The sequence below is a fragment of the Frankia tisae genome, assembly GCF_025403405.1.
Lineage (GTDB): Bacteria > Actinomycetota > Actinomycetes > Frankiales > Frankiaceae > Frankia > Frankia tisai.
Window position 1 is genome coordinate 16,705 of record NZ_JANEZT010000019.1, and the last position, 18,449, is coordinate 35,153.

Annotated in this window: 15 protein-coding genes; 9 read left to right on the forward strand and 6 right to left on the reverse strand. The window is 72.0% G+C overall.

Features of this window, described 5'->3' with window-relative positions; translation table 11 throughout:
* The first annotated feature begins 230 nt into the window (after positions 1–230).
* Genes NBZ85_RS03410 through NBZ85_RS03430 form a run of 5 tightly spaced genes read left to right on the forward strand, consistent with a single transcriptional unit; the run spans position 231 to position 4,334 of the window.
* Positions 231–815 (forward strand): nuclear transport factor 2 family protein, encoded by a 585-nt coding sequence (locus NBZ85_RS03410; protein ID WP_261553764.1) that lies wholly within the window; start codon positions 231–233, stop codon positions 813–815.
* Positions 812–1,564, forward strand: a complete 753-nt coding sequence (locus NBZ85_RS03415) for an SDR family NAD(P)-dependent oxidoreductase (protein ID WP_261553765.1) — start codon at positions 812–814, stop codon at positions 1,562–1,564. The genes NBZ85_RS03410 and NBZ85_RS03415 overlap by 4 nt, the downstream gene beginning before the upstream one ends.
* Complete coding sequence (locus tag NBZ85_RS03420; protein WP_261553766.1) at positions 1,548–2,423, forward strand: SDR family NAD(P)-dependent oxidoreductase; 876 nt, start codon at positions 1,548–1,550, stop codon at positions 2,421–2,423. Before NBZ85_RS03415 ends, NBZ85_RS03420 begins: the two co-directional genes overlap by 17 nt.
* A gap of 46 nt (positions 2,424–2,469) precedes the next feature.
* On the forward strand, positions 2,470–3,351 hold the full coding sequence (locus tag NBZ85_RS03425) for an LLM class F420-dependent oxidoreductase (RefSeq protein WP_261553767.1): 882 nt from the start codon (positions 2,470–2,472) through the stop codon (positions 3,349–3,351).
* On the forward strand, positions 3,348–4,334 hold the full coding sequence (locus NBZ85_RS03430; protein ID WP_261553768.1) for an SDR family NAD(P)-dependent oxidoreductase: 987 nt from the start codon (positions 3,348–3,350) through the stop codon (positions 4,332–4,334). Before NBZ85_RS03425 ends, NBZ85_RS03430 begins: the two co-directional genes overlap by 4 nt.
* 265 nt (positions 4,335–4,599) lie before the next feature.
* Here the strand turns inward: NBZ85_RS03430 and NBZ85_RS03435 are convergent, their stop codons facing one another.
* From NBZ85_RS03435 to NBZ85_RS03450, 4 genes are all read right to left on the reverse strand, one after another.
* A complete protein-coding gene (locus NBZ85_RS03435; protein WP_261553769.1) occupies positions 4,600–5,223 on the reverse strand; it encodes a hypothetical protein in 624 nt (207 codons plus the stop codon).
* Positions 5,220–5,579 (reverse strand): hypothetical protein, encoded by a 360-nt coding sequence (locus NBZ85_RS03440; RefSeq protein WP_261553770.1) that lies wholly within the window; start codon positions 5,577–5,579, stop codon positions 5,220–5,222. The genes NBZ85_RS03435 and NBZ85_RS03440 overlap by 4 nt, the downstream gene beginning before the upstream one ends.
* 41 nt (positions 5,580–5,620) lie before the next feature.
* On the reverse strand, positions 5,621–11,599 hold the full coding sequence (locus NBZ85_RS03445; protein WP_261561506.1) for a CHAT domain-containing protein: 5,979 nt from the start codon (positions 11,597–11,599) through the stop codon (positions 5,621–5,623).
* A 604-nt stretch (positions 11,600–12,203) separates the two neighbouring features.
* Positions 12,204–13,037 carry a transposase family protein gene (locus NBZ85_RS03450; protein WP_261553772.1) on the reverse strand — a complete coding sequence of 278 codons (834 nt, stop codon included), beginning with the start codon at positions 13,035–13,037 and terminating at the stop codon, positions 12,204–12,206.
* A 371-nt stretch (positions 13,038–13,408) separates the two neighbouring features.
* Here NBZ85_RS03450 and NBZ85_RS03455 point away from each other — a divergent pair, with 371 nt between their 5' ends.
* From NBZ85_RS03455 to NBZ85_RS03465, 3 genes are all read left to right on the forward strand, one after another.
* On the forward strand, positions 13,409–14,950 hold the full coding sequence (locus NBZ85_RS03455) for a hypothetical protein (RefSeq protein WP_261553773.1): 1,542 nt from the start codon (positions 13,409–13,411) through the stop codon (positions 14,948–14,950).
* A gap of 96 nt (positions 14,951–15,046) precedes the next feature.
* Positions 15,047–15,337 carry a transposase gene (locus tag NBZ85_RS03460; protein ID WP_261553774.1) on the forward strand — a complete coding sequence of 97 codons (291 nt, stop codon included), beginning with the start codon at positions 15,047–15,049 and terminating at the stop codon, positions 15,335–15,337.
* A 173-nt stretch (positions 15,338–15,510) separates the two neighbouring features.
* Entirely contained in the window at positions 15,511–16,188 is a 678-nt protein-coding gene (locus tag NBZ85_RS03465; protein WP_261553775.1) for a lantibiotic dehydratase, read from the forward strand.
* Positions 16,189–16,372: 184 nt separating this feature from the next.
* On the opposite strand, the gene NBZ85_RS03470 is transcribed toward NBZ85_RS03465, so the two are convergent.
* Positions 16,373–16,732 (reverse strand): winged helix-turn-helix transcriptional regulator, encoded by a 360-nt coding sequence (locus NBZ85_RS03470; protein WP_261553776.1) that lies wholly within the window; start codon positions 16,730–16,732, stop codon positions 16,373–16,375.
* Between the two features lie 95 nt (positions 16,733–16,827).
* Between NBZ85_RS03470 and NBZ85_RS03475 the strand changes: the two genes are divergently transcribed.
* A complete protein-coding gene (locus NBZ85_RS03475; RefSeq protein ID WP_261561507.1) occupies positions 16,828–17,667 on the forward strand; it encodes an enoyl-CoA hydratase/isomerase family protein in 840 nt (279 codons plus the stop codon).
* 31 nt (positions 17,668–17,698) lie between these two features.
* Here NBZ85_RS03475 and NBZ85_RS03480 read toward each other — a convergent pair.
* On the reverse strand, positions 17,699–18,449 hold a 751-nt coding region (locus NBZ85_RS03480; protein WP_261561508.1), incomplete at its 5' end, for a TetR/AcrR family transcriptional regulator.

Below are 18,449 nucleotides of genomic sequence, written 5' to 3' on the forward strand. Positions count from 1 at the left end.
CCCACCGGTCGAGCATCCTGCATGTTGACATGACCGTCAAACGTCGCTCCAATGACGATGGCGAGGCCAGCGGCGGCCTCCCGGGAAGGTGGGCGAGCGATGACGACGGACATTCCTGACTTACGAGGCCAGAGAAGGGCCCCCACGTCGTCCGCCCCCGGGCAGGTCACAGGTCGAGTGCCCGCCGAATCTGTCGCTCCCGTCAACATCGGCGCGCGGGAGGCCCGCCGATGAGCGCGCTGACAGGCGGGCCGGCGACGGTCGGTGACGAGGCCGCGATCCGCCGGGTGCTGCTGGAGTACTGCCGCGGCATCGACCGCCTCGACCTCGAACTGGTCCGCGGCTGCTACTGGCCGGAGGCGACCGACCGGCACGGGCCGTTCACCGGCACCCGCGACGAGTTCATCGACTGGGTCGGCCCGCTGCTGGGCCGCCAGACCATGACCATGCACCACCTCGGCAACGTCCTCGTCGACATCCCCACCGGCCACGACGTCGCCGACGCCCACGTCGCCGTCGCCGAGAGCTACGGCGTCGCCTACCACGCGGGCGAGCCCGCCGGCGACGTGCGGTGGAACTACGCCGCGGGCTTCCGCTACGTCGACCGGTTCGAACGCCGCGACGGGCGGTGGCGCATCGCCGACCGGATCACCGTCATCGAATGGGTCCGGCCCTGGGACGCCGACCGCGCCCGGATCACCAAGTTCGGCGACCATCTGCCCCGCCGCGACCGCACCGACCCGCTCTACTCCACCCTGCAGGCCGCCGCTCGCCCGGCCTCCCCGGCCTCCGTGGTCGCCGGGGAATCGGTGTGAGGCTGGCGGAGACGGTCGCCCTGGTGACCGGGGCCGGCCAGGGCGTCGGCCGCGGCGTGGCGCTGGCACTGGCCGCCGAGGGCGCCGCCGTCGCGGTCGTCGGGCGGACGCTGGCCAAGTGCGAGACCGTGGCGGCCGAGATCGTCGAGCGGGGCGGGCGGGCGATCGCGGTGCAGGCCGACGCCGGGGTCCGCGCCGATGTGGACGCCGCCGTGACCGCGGTGCGCGCCGCGCTCGGCCCGGTGACGAGCCTGGTCAACGTCGCGCAGACCACCCGCTACGGTTCGATCCGCCGGCTCACCGAGGACGACCTGGCCGCCGTCTGGCAGTCGGGCCCGGTCGGGTCGCTGCGGTTCATGCAGGCCTGCTTCGACGACCTGCGGGCCAGCAGGGGCAGCGTGGTCAACTTCGGCTCGGGCAGCGGGCTGACCGCCCGCCCCGCGATGGGCGCCTACGCCGCGGCCAAGGAGGCGCTGCGGACGATGAGCCGCGTCGCCGCCGCCGAGTGGGGTCGCTACGGCATCCGGGTCAACGTCGTCTGCCCGCTCGCCGGCTCGCCCGGCTTCGACAGCTGGACCGCCGACCTGCCCGACGCCGCGGCCAGCCTGGCCGCCCAGGTACCGCTGGGTCGACTCGGCGACGCCGAGGCCGACGTCGGCCGCGCCGTGGTCTTCCTCGTCGGCCCGGACGCCCAGTACATCACCGGCACGACGCTGATGGTCGACGGCGGCTATGACTACCTCCGGTGAGCCGGCCGGCGGCACCGGCGGCCACGGTCCGTTGGCCGGCGAGGTCGCGCTGGTCACAGGCGCGGGTTCGGGAATCGGCGCGGCCAGCGCCCGCCGGCTCGCCGCCGAGGGCGCGGCGGTCGCCGTCACCGACATCGCCGACGCGTCGGCGCGTCGCGTCCGCGACGAGATCGTCGCGGCCGGTGGGAGGGCGCTCGCCCTCGCTCTCGACGTCGCCGACGCCGCCGCCGTGCGCGACTGCGTCGAGCGGGTCGCGGGCGAACTCGGCCCGATCAGTGTGCTGCACAACAACGCCGCCGCGACCGCGCTGTCCGGTGGCGGCGGCGACGCCGAGGTGCTGACCATGACGGCGGAGCTCTGGGACGCGACGATGGCCGTCAACGTGCGCGGGCCCATGCTGCTGGCGCGTGCCGTGCTCCCCGCGATGATCGCCGCCGGCCGCGGGTCGATCGTCAACACCTCGTCGGGGGCCGCCGCGGCCGCCGAGCACCTGCGCCCGGCCTACGGGGCGTCGAAGGCGGCGCTGGAGTCGCTGACCCGCAGCATCGCCACCCGCTACGGCCCGGTGGGGGTGCGCTGCAACGCCATCGCCCCGGGGCTCGTGCTGACCGACACCGTCCGCGGACCCGGCCGGGGGCTGCGCCGGATGCGCGCCGTGTTCGCCGCGCACACCCCGTCCCCGCTGGGCACGCCCGACGAGGTCGCCCGGGTCGTGGCGTTCCTCGCCTCCGACGCCGCCCGCTACGTCAACGGGGTCGTGCTGCGCGTCGACGGCGGCATGGGCGCCGCCCAGCCCTACCTCGCGGACCTGCTCGGTCGCCACACCGCGGTCGAGAACGCCCCGACCGTGAACTCCTGAGGAGAGCCTGTGACCAAGTGGGGCACGCGATGAAGTGGGGCACGCGATGAAGTGGGGCATCGTCTTCGCCAGCACCGGGTTCCCCGACCCCGAGGATGCCGTGGCGCTCGCCGTCGCGGCCGAGCAGGCCGGGTTCGAGTCGCTGTGGGCGCCGGAGCACGTCGTGCAGTCACGCCGCACCGATGCCACCCCGTACCGCGGCGTCACCAACGGCAGCATGGACCGGCTGTCGCGGCGCGGCGGCATGCCCGACCCGCTGATCTGGCTGACCTACGTCGCCGCCGTCACCACCCGCATCCGCCTCGGCACCGGCGTGCTGATCCTGCCCGAGCACCAGCCCACGGTGCTGGCCAAGACCGCGGCCACCCTCGACCATCTCTCCGGGGGCCGGCTGATGCTCGGCATCGGCGTCGGCGAGCTGCCCGAGGAGTACGCCGCCGTCGGTATGGAGTTCCGCAACCGGGGCCGGCGCATGGACGAGTACATCGACGCCATGCGGGTGCTGTGGCGCGACGACTCGGCGACCTTCACCGGCGAGCATGTCAGCTTCGACCAGGTCGAGTGCCGGCCGTGGCCGGTGCGCCGGGCGATCCCGCTGTTCGTCGGCGGGGCGTCGGACGCGGCGGTCCGCCGCGCGGCGACCCGCGGCGACGGCTACTTCCCGTTCGTCTTCCCCGGCCAGGACCCCCTCGTCGAGCTCCCGAAGCTGCTCGCCCGGGTCCGCGAGGAGACCAGGGCGGTCGGGCGCGACCCCGACGCCATGGAGTTCACCGCGGGCGGCGCGCGCAACGTCGAGGAGGCGAAGGTGTACGCCGACTTCGGCGTCCACCGGCTCACCGTCGCCGTGCGCGGGCGCACGATCGCCGAGATGCGCGACGACGTCGCCCGCCTCGGCGACACGCTTGTCGCCCCAACGGTCGACCTGTGACCGCCGCGGATCCCGGGCCGCTGTCGTTCGCCGGGCGCACCGTGCTCGTCACGGGCGCCGGGCGCGGCGTTGGCCGGGCGCACGCGCTCGCCTTCGCCGCCCGCGGGGCCGCCGTCGTCGTCAACGACCTGCCCGAACCCGCCGGGGCGCCCCTGGGGGCGCCGGGAGATGACGGGGCCGACGGGGCCGACGGGGCCGAGGCCGTCGTCGCCGAGATCCGCCGGGCCGGGGGCAGGGCCGTCGCGCACCTCGGCGACGTCGCCGAGCCGGGGGTCGCCGAGGCGCTGGTCGAGCGCGCGCTCGCCGCGTTCGGCCGCGTGGACGTCGTCGTGGCCAACGCCGGCATCGACCGGATCGTGCGGCTGCGCGAGGTCACCGCCGACGTGCTCACCGAGTTCTTCCGGGTGCACGTGCTGGGCACCTGGGCGCTGTGCTCCGCGGCCTGGTCGCACCTGGCGCAGCAGGGCTACGGCCGGATCGTGACGACGACCTCGGCCGCCGGCTACTTCGGCCTGGCCGCCGCGCTGCCGTACACGGTCGCGAAGGGCGCCCTGCACGGCCTGACCCAGACGCTCGCCCTCGAAGGCGCCCGGCGCGGCATCACCGTCAACGCGGTCGCGCCGTTCGCCGCGTCCCGGCTGGCCGCCGACCGCACCCGGTCGCGGCCCGAGATGTACGCGGCGATCGAGCGGGTCGCCCCGCCGGCGTCGGTGGCCGCGGTGGCGCTCTGGCTCGCGCACGAGTCGACGACCGTCACCGGCCTGGCGTTCGAGGCCGGCGTCGACGCGGTCGGCCGGATCGCCGTCGCCACCGGCGACGTCCTCACCGTCGACGGCGCCCTCACCCCCGAGGACATCCGCGCCGGCGCGGCGCTGCTGACCGGCGGCGCCGTGACCGTGCCCGACCTCGGCGCCGCCGACCGCCCGCTGACCCGCCGCCTCACCGCACGCGCCGCCGCGGCCGCGGCCTACCGGACCGCCTGACAAACCTGTGCTCCTCGAGAGGGACCGTGCCCCCAAGAGCCGAGTGCAGCATCCACGCAAGGCCAGGCGAAGACGAGCCTGGTGGTTCTCGGCTCGCTTACCTGTGCCAATCCCGCCCAGTGAGGGAACCCGGCCGGTAGGGCGCGGACGCAGCGGTCACTCACGTCACCGTGGTCGTGGTCGTGGGTCTGATGTTCGCGTTTGGGTTCGGTGATACGGCTCCAGCTCGGGCTGCGTCTGGGGTCGCCGGTAGCAGGCCTCGCGGTCAGGCTGGCGACGGGCAGGTCGCGACGGCGCGGATCCCGGTGACGGCCTGTAGGTCGACGTCGACGTTGCCGACGTCCGTATGCAGGGTGAGTAATCCGGCGCGGATGCGTGCAACGCCGCCGCAGAACGGGCCGGTGGGTGTCTGGACCTCGAGCAGTGATCCGCTCGCCGCCGGCCCGTACCAGGTGACGCCGACCGCGGCGACGAGCAGCCCGGCGCAGGTGAACACCAGCACGACGCCGAGCCGCAGCGCCCGTACGGCACGTAACGCCTCGGCATGGTCGCGGACCACGTCGGGGGTCTGGACTTCGACGGTGACGACCGCCGGCCGGCCGTGCGCCGCGGACAACAGGCACACGGCGCCGATGCCGCCCGCGACCAGTGCCGCGAGCAGCAGGAGTCCGACGACCGCCGCCCACGGCGAGGCGAGGTCGTCGATCTCCGAACGGCCCCGGATGAGACCGAAGCCGACCAGGCCGGCGATGAGCCCGGCCAGGGCGTTACGCCAGGAAAGCGCGGCCGCCCGCACCCGCGGGAGCTCCTCGCGAAGCATGCGCTGGGTCAGCTGGGCGGCGTGGGCCTCCGCCGGCGTCGCCGTCCGGCGGGGGCCGGACGCGGTCACGCCGGCCCGGTCTGGTGCAGCCAGTAGGCGCCGCAACCGTGGTAGCTCTCGGGGCGGCCCGCATGGCTCTCCTCGCAGGTGCAGATGACCGTCAGGTCGCTGCCGGCGGTGGGCGCGGGAGGGCGGGTCCGGCGCGGCGGCAGCAGGCCGCGGACGACCACGTTGGTCGCGTAGTACGTCATGTAGTGGCCGCAGCGCGGGCAGTGGCCGCGCAGGAGTAGACCGCCGCGGAGTGGGCGATCCTGGTGGAAGGTGGCCTCCGCATGCGCGCGGAAGTCGGGGTCGGTCACTTCCTCGTAGCCGACGGCGCGTGGGGCGGCCGGCGGATGGTCAGGCGACGGCGGGATCACGGTCACGGGCAGCTCCTCGGGCTCGACCGCGACCTGGCATGGGCAGGTCATGGCCCGGTGTGAGTGAACGGCGTCCAGACGCTCGGCTCGCCGCGATGATTGTCCCGCAGCGCCACCACCGCCCGGCGTAGCGCCCCCGCGATGCCGTCGGTGCGCGGCGCGCCGCCGGCCGTGACTTCGCCGTAGACGGCGCGGAACACCGCCGTCGTGGCGGAACCGTCGTACACCGACCACAGCGTCCCGACGACGTGACGCCAGCCCGCGTGGTGCAACGCAGCGGCCAGTGTGATCGTCTCGTCGGCGAGCTCGACGCCGCCGGTGGCCGTCTTGCAGGCGGACAGCGCCGCGAACTCGCCACGACGGCGCAGTCGCGCGACGTCGACGACGGTCATCACCCCGTCGTGCAGGGCCAGGCCGCCGCTGCTCGGATCGGCGAGGTCCTGGGTGCCGTGGCAGCTGAAGTGGACCCAGCTGTGGGAACCCAATGCCGCGCGGACGGCGTGCCGGGTCGCCGCGCCGGCCCGCAGGACGGTGACGTGGTCGTCGCCGAAGTGCTCCCCGAGGACGGCGAGCTCGTCGTCGACACCCGCGAGCGGCGGCTGCCCGGGGGTGTCCGGCATCGCGACGGCGAGCAGCTGGCCGAAGTCGTCCGCGGAACCGGGGTCGTCGGGGGCACCGGAATCGTCCGGGCCGCCGGGGTCTCGCGCGGCCAGCAACGCGCGCAGCGTCGGTGTGTAGGACGACACCACCCGGTCGAGCACCGTGCGGGCAGGACTGCCGGAGGTGTCTCGGTGATGACCTGCAGCGTGCAGCGGCAGCAGTGCGAGTGGCCCGGTCGGGCACCACCACACCCGCGGCCAGGGGGCGTCGCCGGCCGGGGCGTCCAGATGCCCGAGCGCGGTGAGGACGGTCTCCGCGACGGCGTCCCAGAGCCACTCGAGGGTCGCGGTGATCGCATCCTCGGTGGCCCTCTCGGCGCGCAGCAGCTCGCGTTCGGCCCGCTGCGCGGCCTGCACCGCGGCCGTCACGGTCGCCGGCGGCGTGGCCGCGGCGGGCGAAGGCACCGCCGACCAGGCCGCCTGCTGCGCCTGCCGGGCTTGCTCGGTCGTCCGCAGGGCGCCCAGGTAGCTGGCGGCGCGCGCACCCACTTCGTCGGCGGACAGCTCGGGCAGCGGCACAGCGCGCACGCCGTCGGGACGCACCAGCAGCGCGTCGCACCGCACATCGCTCAGATTGACGATCACGACGGTTCCATTGACCGCCGCGCGTCGCAGTCGCTCCAGCGGGACGGGACGCAGGAAGTTGGTGAACCCGGGGAGCGTCCGTACCTGTGCGACGAGGGTGTCCCATCGTTGGGCCAGCGCGATGCGCTCCGCGGCGGTCACCTCGGCCTCGCCGTCCAGCGCCGCCCGGACCTGGCCGAGTTCGGTGTGTAGCGCCGGGGCTGCGGCGGCGAGTCTGCTGTCGTCGCCGCGCAGGTCGAGCAGCTGGGTCCACAGCACCGAGCGGCCCAGTTCGAGCAGTTCGACGGCACGCTCGGGCTGGCCGGCGTCGAGCGCCACCGCGGCGGCGTCGCGGGCGAGGCGCGCCCGGCTCGACAGCTCTCGTTCCTGGTGAGGCCGGTCGCGGCCCTGCCAGGCCACCTCGTGCAGGCGGGCGAGCGCGGACGCGTAGGCGTCGACGCCGGCGGCCAGGTCCCCCGCGGCGACGGCGGCCAAGCCCCATTCCTCGGCCGCCCGCAGGCGCACGTGCGCCGGCCCCGCGGGGTTCGTGGCGGCCGCCCGCAGATTCTCGGCGGCGGCGGCGAGGTCCGCTGGCGAGCCGCTGCGCTCGGCCCGTCGCCGCCACTCCATCCCGAGGTTGTGCAGGATGGCCGTCCGCTCGGGGTCTCCGGGACCGGCGAGCCGCGCTGCGCTGATCAACGCGTCGAGCGCGGTGTCCGTGTCTGAGGCCATGTCGACGTCGGTGGCCGTCGATGACGCGGCGAGGGTGTGCCTGGTCCGCAGAGCTACGCCGAGAGCGCCGAAGATGCGCGCATTGTCGCGATCCCCGGTGTGAACGGCCGCGAGCGCCCGCCGGTACAGGCCGATGGCTGTCGCGAGGTCGCCATCACGGTCGACGTCGGTCCGAAACCAGCGGCCGAGCACACCCTCCGTCCGTCGCCGCTGCTCCGCCGTCTCGTCCGCTGTCTGCTCTCGTACCCAGGCAGCCACCTCGGGCGGCCCGACGGCGCCGACCCGCAGCACCAGCAGGTCGGCGAGGGCCACCAGGTAACCGTAGTGATCGGGGTCCGCGGCGGATGTCGCTGCTGCTGCCGCCCGGCCGAGCTCGACCGCCTCGTCGATGTCCCCGGCGACGCCGTTCTCGAGGAACCGCCCACGTAGCGACAGCGCCAGCTGGCTGGACAGCTCGGCGTGGAGTGGTGCGCCCGCGGCGACAGCGGACAGCGCCTCGCGGCCCAGTGCGACTGCCCGGTCGATGTCGGCGACCTGCCTGGTGAGGTCGTGCCGTTCGCGCAGCGCCTCGGCGAGGTCGACCTGCCGCCAGACCTGATCCGGGTCGGCGGCCCGCTCCATCGCCTCCGCCCCTGCGGCCGCTTCGGACAGCGCGACTACCGCGTCGATGTCAGCGATCTGTCGGCTGGCGCGAAAACGCTGCAGGCGGGCGTCCCGCAACCTTCCGCGGACCGCTGGGTGGAGCTCGTCGTCGGCAGGCAGTGCATCGAATACCCGTCGGTACCCGTCAACCGCACCGTCCAGATCCGCGGCCTGGCCGGTATCGGGGTACCGCAGTTCGCGCTGGTCGGCGAGCTGAAAGTCCCAGCGGAGGTGCTCGGTGTCGTCCGTCGGAGTCCGTTCGGCGAGTTCGGCGAACACGTCGATGAGACGGTCGAGGTCCGCCGTGTGACCGTCGTGGGCGTGCCGCTCGCCGAGAGTGACGGCCAGGTTGCGGAGAACCTCGACGCGTTGGGCCTCGGCCAGCTCGACGGTGAGCAGCCGCTCCCCGAGGATGGCCTTCCAGTCGATGATCGCCCCGAGGTGGTCACTGTCCTCGCGGACCCTTCCGGACGGCCACGCGGCGGACCGCTCCCCGGCGGGTGCGGCGCCGATCTGGGCGTGGAGGCGGTGCGCGAGATTCGCGGCGAGGGTGAGCAGGATCCGCAGGTCGTCCTCGGTGACGGTGAGCGGAAGGACGGTCAGGGCGGCGATGGCCAGCGCGAACCCCACCTCGACGGGTAGCGGTTCGGAGAGGTCGGCGGCCGGTGGGCCCTCGGCCACCGGGCGGGACTCGTCACGGCGCTCGTACTCCCGTTCCAGAGCGAGCGCGACTGCGGCCCCTGTCCGCCACAGCGCGTCGTCCGTGACTGTGACGACGCCCAACGCCGCGTGCGCCTCGAACGCCGCCGTCTTCGCAGCGAGCCAGGCAGACTCTTCTCCCGTGCCGAGGACTGACGCGAGGTCCGGGCCGTCAGTCGGGCCGCCGTCCTTGCGAACGACTTTTATCCTCGGAAGGTAGGGGAATGCAGTCAACAGCAGCCGTTCGATGTCGGGATTCCTGGTCCCGTAGAATGCCGATGCTGCGGCTCGCAATACGGTCAGGTCTGCGCGGCGAAGGGCTTCCTTGGCAGCCGCGGGCCCGCCCACCTGGGCCGCCCGGAGCAGAAAGTCGCGGTTCTGCTCCGAGATGATTGCGCCGCGGTAGTCCCGGTTGGCCCGGTACTGTGCGGCCGTCCTCGCAGACTCCTCGATATAGGCGGTCAGCTTCTGCCTGGCCTCCGAACGGGTGAGGTCCACCCACGCCTCGTGCACATCGGTCCGGACCAATCCGTCCGTGAGTAGACGCGGGGCGGCCTCGTCGTCGGCCGCTGCCGGCTGGCCCGAAGCCGAGGCCGTCGCCGCACCGGCGGCCGCCGACCCACTGGTCACCGGACCGCCGGTCGCCGCACCGGTCCGGGTATCGGGACCGTCGAAGAGCCGGTTGCGGGCCGCTCGAGCCTCGGTGAGATCGATCAGCAGCCTCAGCCGTCTGGGATCCTCATAGGACAGCATCTCGAGGGCCCGTTCCCACAGCTGTGCCGCCTCGTCGAGGTCCGCCACCGGCTCGCGGCCGGCGGCACCGTTCGCTGGGGGCCCGTCGTCTCCGCGGCCGCCACCTTGTTGCCCGCTCGCCTGAACGTCGCCCGCCCGGTGCTCGGCGTCGGAGGCCAACTTGTGGCGACGCCACAGCGCGTCCGCCAGGTTCGCGAGCTGCTGCGGCCGGTACATCGCGTTGTCGGCCGACGCCTCGTCGACAGCGCTGCGCAGCAGAACGATCGCCTCGTCGAGCGCCGCGGCGTTGCTGGTCAGGTCCACCTGCATGAGCAGCGCGGCGCCGAGGGCGGACCGCCGGGAGGCCAGCCGGCGGTGCGCGGCCGGTGTCACCGACACGGCCGAGCGGAACATGTGGATGGCCTCGGCCAGCGTCGCCGGGGCGCTGGTCCGCTCGTAGTCCTGCAGCAGTATGTGCGCCAGGTTGTTGAAGACGGAGCCACGGTCGTCGGCGGCAGACGCCGCCAGGGCAGCGCGGCCGAGCTCAAGGGCGCGGTCCAGGTCCGCGGGTGGTCCGCCGTGCTGGTAGCGGTCCTGCAGCATGGTGGCGAGGCCCATCAGGTCCGGTGCGCGCAGGTCGGCCGGCTGTGCCTCGACTACAGCCTGCTGCAGCGGAATCGCCGCGTGCAGATCCCGGATGTCCCCCGTGCTCTCGGCCCGGATCCGCAGCGCCAGTGCCAGGTTGCCCTGCCAGGGGATCCGGCCGGGGTGCTCGTCTGGTGCTCCGCCGAGCGCCGCGCGCCACAGGGCGATCGCTCGGCCAAGTTCGTCGACGTCCCTCGTGAGCTCGTAGCGGCGGCGCAGCAGGTCGGCGAGAACCCCGTGGTCGGACCAGCGTCGAGGGTCCGACGGGTTGCCGTCAGCCCGGTCGACGATCTCGGTCGCGACCTGGATGGCGTCGTCCAGGCTGGCGAGGTCGCCGGTGCGGTCGGCGCGCGCGTCGAGCCGGTCCCGCCGGTTGCGTGCTGAGTCGCTGGCTGCGGCCGGCGGTGCCGCCCGCAGCCGGAGCAGCTCCGTCAGGCGGACCCGCAGCATCGCTGCGTGCAGGGACAGGAACATCGTCGCGTGCAGGGACAAGAACAGGGCCCGCTGTGACGCGGGCGGCCCGCCGGACGGTCGAGTGGTCATCAGCCGTGCCCGCTCCCGGCCGACCTCGACACATTCGTCGAGATCCTCCAGGCGGCCGTCGACCTGCACCCGGTCGACCAACGCGGACCAGAGGTTTGTGATCGCGTCGAACCGGCCGGCGGCACCCACGATCCGGCCGGCGGCTCGGCTGGTCTCGATGGACTCGTCGAGATCGTCATGGCTGCCCGACCGCCTGAACCGCATATGCAGGGTGGCGCCGAGGTTTGTCAGCCGTCCCGACCGGTCCGGGTCTGTCGGGTCGGTCGCGTGCAGTGCCTCCCGCAGGGCGTGGATCGACAGGTCGAGGTCATCCGCCGAGTCGTTGCGGTCGGACCGCATCCGCAGGGCGTAGCTGAGGTTCGAGAGGCTGCGGGCGCGGTCGGGGTGGCCAGGCGGGCTCGCCGTCACCGCGGCGCTAGCCTGGCCGAACGCCTCGTCGAGGTCGGCAGGTGCGCGGGCCGCCTGAAACCTCGTCAGCAGCGCACTCGCGAGGTTCGACCGGATCTCGGCCTCCTCGGGCCAGCCGACGCAGCGCGCGGCCAGCGCCCGGCCAAGCTCGATCGCCACGCCCAGTCCCTCGGGGGCGCCCGTGCGGCTGAACGACTGTTCCAGCTCCACCGCGAACTGACCGATTACGGCTAGTCTGCCCCGCTCGTCGTTCGCACCCACCGGAACGCTCCGCAGCAGGCGTTGGCTGGCCGCGACTGCCGCCTGTGGATCCAGCGCCGAATCGGTGGCCTCGACCACATCGTGATCGGCCGGCGCGCGGGCCGGGTGCCGTTCCGCGCGCCGACGGCCGAACCAGGCCATCCGCGTCCCACCCCCTCGGCCGGGCAGGCAACAGCAGCATCCGTTCGCCCTCGCGCCATCACCGACACGCCCGCCGATTGATGGTATCGATCAGTCAATAGGGGGACAACGACTGTCGTCCAGCCGCCCGTCGGTCACCGCGTCACCCGCAGGTTGCGGCAGCAGTCCGCGGGCGGTCCGCCACCCACCGGCTTCCGCCGTCGCCGTCGCTGGTGTCACTGGCCGCTTCGGCTTTGCTGGAGAGGCCGGCGATGAGTGTTCCGCGATGTTCAATGCGAACGGTCGGCCGCTGAAGGAGCCCAACGCTGGGCGTGGCCGCACGGCACGTTCACGGGCACGGAGTCGAGGAAGATTGCGCGGAAGGCTCACGTCACTTGCCCGGCGGTGGAACGTCAGTTCGTCGGAGCCGGTTCGCGAGCCAAGGCGCCCCGCGCTTCCCGGACTGCGCAGCCCCACAGCCCAAGCCACCTCGATTTCCCTCGCGCGACGGGTCAGGTCCTCATCGGCTAAAGAAACCGTCGGGGCGCCGAGCTTTACTCGCTCCCATTGAGCCTTTCCCGGTAACGTTTCGTCGCTTTGCGTGACATCAATGCCGTGTTGGGTGTCAGACGGTTCTGCGGTGCTTGGTGTGGAGGATGACGAGAGCGGCTTTCGCGACGAGTCCGATCTTCCAGGGGTCGATCGTGATGGTGTGGAGCAGCCGGAAGGTGCCCTTGAGCAGCGCGTTCGCGCGTTCACCGACGGCGCGCAGCGCGTTGTGGATCCTGTTGTGCGCCTTCTGTTCGTCGGTGAGGGCGCCGCCGGGGGGCTTCTTGTACGCAATCGCCAGCGGCCCGGCCGGGCTGCCCAACCCTTCGTAACCGAGGTCGAACAGCACCTCGTGCAGGTCGGCGGTCCACTCTTGCAGGATCGGCAGCGCGCCGGAGGCCTTCAGGGCGGTCGAGTCGTGCTCGCGGCCGGGCCGCACGTCCGAGACCCACAGCGGCCAGCCGTCGTCGGGGGCCGACAGGACCTGGATGTTGCCGCCGTGGTGGGCGATCTTGCCGGACCACCACAGGTCCACACCTTCGGTCGGCCCGGGGGTCCGCAGCCGGTCGGTCTCGATGACCGTGCCGTCGACGATGACGTGGTCATAGCCGGTGATCCTGGCCCGCATCAGCGCTTCGCGCAGGTCAGGAGCCTGCCAGGCGAGCACGGCGACGCCCTCGTGCAGGTAGCGGTAGCCCACCGACCGGGACACGCCATGTTCTTTGAACAGTTGCCTGGCCCTGGTCCCGTCACAGAACCAGCGCAGAACCATCACGGCCTGCTCCAGCGCGGACAGCGTCCGGGTACCGCTGCGGGTGCCACGACGCTGACGCTCCGCGATCAGCAGGCTCGCCAGGCGCAAGACAGCGTGATCGCCGAGGGGCAGCTCGGCGCGGTATGTGAAACTCATCGAGGCGCGGGGTTCTTTCAGGTTGCTCTTTGGTCGGAACAACCTTCCTAACGGAGCCCTGCGCCTTCGTCGTCGCAGCCCCCGAGACACTCACACCCCGTAATGGTTACCCAACGTCACAAGTCGTTGCCGGGAATGGCTCAGTGGCCCAGCGGGATCGTGACGGAAAACGTCCGACTGCGGGGCAGCACGAGTAGGCGGCGTGTGCTCGTTGGCCTGTTGGGCGGTGTCGACTTGGCCCTGGGCCGCGGTGTCTGCTGGGGTTCCGTGGACTCCTAACAGACTGCGGCGGTATGTGTCAGTCTGCGTGATGGTGCCCCGGGGCGGGCCGGATCGCCCGTGCCGATCCGGACGAGTCCGACGGAGAGACGATGATGGACCGATCGCTGGTCAACGCCCTTATCTGTAGCCCGAAGCTGACCTCCGAGGCGGTGCGCGGGTTGGCCCTGCTGGTCGCCGAGACAGCTCCGGAGAGACTTCTGGACTTGGCGCAGCGGGACGACCTTGACGAGCAGGCACGCGCCGAGTTGCTCCGGGCCGCTCGGCCGTGGGAGGTCATCGACCTGCTGGATTGCTGGCCCGCGGAGATTGGGCTGGTGGATCTGGCGGTGTCGGCGCACGGGCCGTCGGCGGAGTTGGTCGTGTTCTGCGGCGCCGAGGGATGGCTGTCGAGAGCTGTGGAGCTGGGGGCGGCGTTGTCACCCGAGGACACGACGAGGGTGCCGCGCCGGTGGGAGGAGCGGGTCGAGGGCGCCATCCCCGACGAGCTCCGCCGTGCTCTGATCAACGCGGCGATCTCGCCTCGCACGCCGATTCCGGGATTCAGCTCGATGAGCGACCGGGAGCAGCGGGAGGTCATGGAGCGTCGGGGAGCAGAGGAGAAAGCCGAGAACCAGCGGCTATGGGCGCTTCTCGAACCCGCGCCGCAACTGTGGGCGACACTGGCGCGGGACGGCGAGCATCAGAAGACCGTCCGCCGGGTCCTGCTCCGGTTTCCCGCGGAACTGTCGGACGATGTCCTGCTCGCCTGTCTTCCCTCGGTGACCAGCGACGCACTACGCCCGGCCGCCCCTGAAGAACGCGATTACTGGGACGGCCAGATACGGCTTTCCATCGCCGCCCGCCATGTCCGTCGACAGCCCCGGCTTCGCGAGGTTGCGGCGCGGGAGTTGCAGCGGGTCGTCCGGGAGGCGGTCGAGGACGGCTGGACGCCCCATGAAAGAAATTCCGGCTCCGGGACAGACTGGAAGGGCATCGCGGACCTCGCGGTCCTCACCGAGGACGCCACGTTGCTCGCCGACGCCGCGGCGGCAGCCCGCACTATCCCTGACCCCCCGTCGGCGTTGCAGTACCGCCGTGCCGACGATCCCGACCGGTTCGCGGAACGCACCGATGCCGTGCTCGCCTTGGCGGCCAACGATGCGACACCCGGCCCGGCCCTCGTTGCGCTCGTCCCGACCCTGGACGAGAACACCCTCGCCGCGCTGGCAGATCACCGCCGGGGCGATCTCGCCGACGCCAGCCGTGTCGAGATCGACCGTCGACGGCAGGCCGCCGAAGCGCGCCAGCCCAGGCTGCGGGAGGTTCCCGGCGACGACGAGTTGACTCAGGTCGCCGATCCGGTGGCCGTACTTTCTGAGCACCTACGCTATCTGCGCGGCCCCGCCGCCCAACGGGATCGCACCTCCGAGGGGCTGCTGCGGTCCCGCCACACCACACCCGAGATCCTGCGGGCCCTGCCCGCTCGGCATGTCTTGAACTGCGCCGAACGCGCCGAGGAGATCGCGGCAATCATCATCGAGACCTGTGGCGGCGATCTGACCCGCTGGCAGGCACTCGCGGCCGCATCGGACGCCCGACCGCCCTTCTCGCTCACCTTCGGAGCATGGCTCAGTCAGCTCACTACGACTTAACCCCGATGCAACGATTGATCCAGCCGACCGGTTGAGGCGCCCCGCGTATTCCGGGCAGTCGATCTAATAGACTGAACCTGGAATGGAGTGTGCCACATGGCAGAACGTCGCAGGAAATTCTCGGCGGAGTTCCGCGAGGAAGCAGTAAAATCGGTGATCGAGACGTCACGTCCGATCGCCGCCGTCGCTCGTGAACTGGGAATCCTGGAAGGCACCCTCGGCTGCTGGGTTGCGGCCTACCGGAAAGACCACGCCGGCGACGAACCGCCGCTCACGGTACCGGAACGTGCACGGCTACGGGAACTCGAGAAGGAGAACCGGGAACTACGCCTCAAGGCGGAATTCCTGGGAAAAGCGGCTTCCTTCTTCGCCCAGGAATATCGGTAAGCTCGAAATACGAGTTCATCGACGTGGAGAAGGACACCCGCACACCAGCGGGCGCCCGAAAATATCGGATCGACGCGATGTGCCACTGGCTTGAGACATCCAGGTCCGGATACTACGAATGGCGATCGAGACCCGCGTCGGCGACCAGCCGACGCCGGGCCCACCTCACCCGGATGATCATAGCTGTGTTCGACGGCTCCGACGGAACCTACGGACACCGCCGAGTCCACGCCCACCTCGCCCGCCAAGGCGAGACCTGCGGCATCGAGCTCGTGCGATCCCTGATGCGCCAGGCGCACCTGGTCGCCTGCCAGCCCCGCCCCTGGCGGCACTCCCTCACCGACGCCGGCCCCGCCGGCCCGATTCCGGACCTGGTCAACCGTGACTTCACCGCCTCCGCTCCCGGCGTGAAAATGGTCGGCGACATCAGCTACATCCCGACCTGGCAAGGATGGCTGTACCTCGTGTTGCGGTGGCAGCGGCGGGTCACTCCGTTCGGCCTGTTCGCCGGGGTCGTTCCCGCCGCAGTGGGACCGGCCGGGGCGGCGATCGGTGGCGCGCACCGGGTGATCGTCCGTCCCGCTGCCGAGTGGATCGCGATCCTGGCCCGGGATCTCGGCCGTACTCCTGCCCTGCGGGACCGGCTCATCGTCGCGGCGGATTCCACCGCGATCGTGCGGGACGGCCGGCTGATCCTGACCCGCCGCGCCGCTATCGGCGCGCGGACGCCGGGCGCCGTTCACGAGGCATCGATCCGCGCGACCGAGTCCGTACGGGCCGCGATGGACCTGGCCGCATCGCCGGTCAGCGTCACCGTGCTCGCCGCCGTGCTCGCGGAACGTGCGCACTGACCCTGCTGCCCGACGGTGACGCGGTCGCCCGCGCACGCTCGACCGCCACCTGCATCGCATCACCCGCGCGCGGCTCGACACGGCCTAGGCCCGCATCGCCCGCCGGGCGACAGTGGCTGTCGAGTAACAGTTCTCCTGGGGAGTGGGAGTCCTGGCGCCGTCCTGCGCGAGACATACCGGGATGTCACGTGTCCGCACGTCGCTCGTCGTAGTGGCAGCGGGCGGCTTCGACCACGTCGAGGTGATCGACGGCCCATTCCAGTATGGCGTGCACAGGGGACCGAAGGGTCCGGCCCAGGGGGGTGATGTGGTATTCGATCGCCACCGGCTCCGTGGACACGACCGCTCGCTCGACCATGCCGTTGCGCTCCAGTCGTCGCAGGCAGGCGGTCAGTGACTTCGGGGTGACGGCGGGCATGTCCTGCCGGAGTTCGTTGAAGCGTCGGGGGCGGTCGCACAGGGCGGCCAGTACCAGCAGGGACCACTTGTCGAAGAGCTGGTCGAGCAGATCCCGGCCGTCGCCGTCGAGCTTCACGTCGGGCACGTCGGTCTCCCTCGCGATACCTGGTTTCGTTGAAGTATATCCGAGCTACTAGATATACATCAGATACCTAACGGCCTGACAGTGAAACGGGACTCATGACCGACGCATACTCGACCCTCAAGATCTCTCTCACCGGCGGCGTGGCGCGCGTCGTGATCGACAACCCTCCCCTCAATCTGCTCGACGCTGCCCTGATGACGGACCTGGACCGGTTCGCGGACGCCATGTCCGGCGCCCACGACATCCGAGTGATCGTTTTCGACAGCGCGGATCCGGACTTCTTCGTCGCGCATGGCGACATGACGGCCGCCGACGACCCCGCGACGTTCGTTGCCCTTCCCCTCGCGCCCGGACAGGACCAGTCCCTCAACCCGATGATGCGCCTGCACGAACGCATCCGATCGCTGCCGCAGATCACCATCGCCAAGCTGCGCGGACTGGCCCGCGGCGGCGGTGCGGAACTGCTGTCCGCGATGGACATGCGGTTCGCCTCGCTCGAGCGCGCCGCAATGGCGCAGATGGAGTGTCGGCTGGGCATCATCCCGGGCGCGGGAGGCACTGCCTATCTGCCCGGTCTCGTGGGGCGCGCACGCGCCCTGGAAATCATCCTTGGCGGGCAGCTGATCGATGCCGCGACCGCGGAACGGATCGGATGGGTGAACCGGGCCGTGCCGGACACCGAGCTCGACCTCGTCGTCGACACCCTCGCCGCCCGCATCGCCGCTCTTCCTCCCGGCGTCGCCCGCGCCGCGACCGAAGCGGTCGACGCCGCGGCCGAGTCGATCACTCGCGGCCTGCGGAAGGCCAACGAGCTCCTCAACGGACTCTTCGTCGAACCCGCTGCAACCCGTCTCGCCAGGGCTGCACTGGCCGCCGGCGCGCATACCCGCGACGGAGAGCGCCACCTTGAGGCTCTTGTCGACGACATCACCTGAGAACTCCTGCCGGGATGGCTTCGGGGAGTTCCTAGTCCCCGAGGCCGAGGATGCCGCGGGCCATCAGCAGGGTCAGGCAGTGCAGCACCTGCTCGCGGGTGAGCACCGGATGGCGCAGCCAGGCGTTGTAGGGGAACTCGGTGAGCACCGTCCACCACACGATCGTCATGGTGGCCGGCGTCGTGGTGGCGGGCGTCGTGGTGGCCGGCGTCGTCGTGCTGGCGGGCCGGCGGTGCGGCAGGCGGGCGATGATGTCCTCGAGGTGGATGCGCACCGCGCGGGCCAGCGGCCACAGCGGCGGGTTGTCCAGGATCTCGCAGGTCCAGATGTGGAACACGGTGCCGTGCCGCTCGACGATGTGCAGCCAGTCGTCGAGCCACCGCGCCAGCTCGTCGGCGGTGCCCACGGCGAGCAGCGCGTCGAAGTGGTCGCAGATGTGCACGGCGGCGCGGTACGCCAGCGTCGTGAAGATGGCGGTGCGGTCCGCCCAGTAGCGGTAGAAGGTTCCGTGCGCGACGCCGGAGCGGGCGATGATGTCGTTGACGCTGGTGCCGGCGAGCCCACGCTGCTCGAAGGCCGCGACCGCCGCCTCGGCGATCGTCTCCACGGTGGAGCGCCCCCGACCGGTGACGGATCTGCGTAGCCCCGGCGGCAGCGGCGCGTCCCGCTGCGCGGAGACCTCCCCGGGTGACGTACCGGTGGTACCGGTGGTACCGGTGGTACCGGCGACTCCGGTGGCACGGGCCAGAGCGGCCAGATCCGGGCGGAGGACGGGGCCGGCG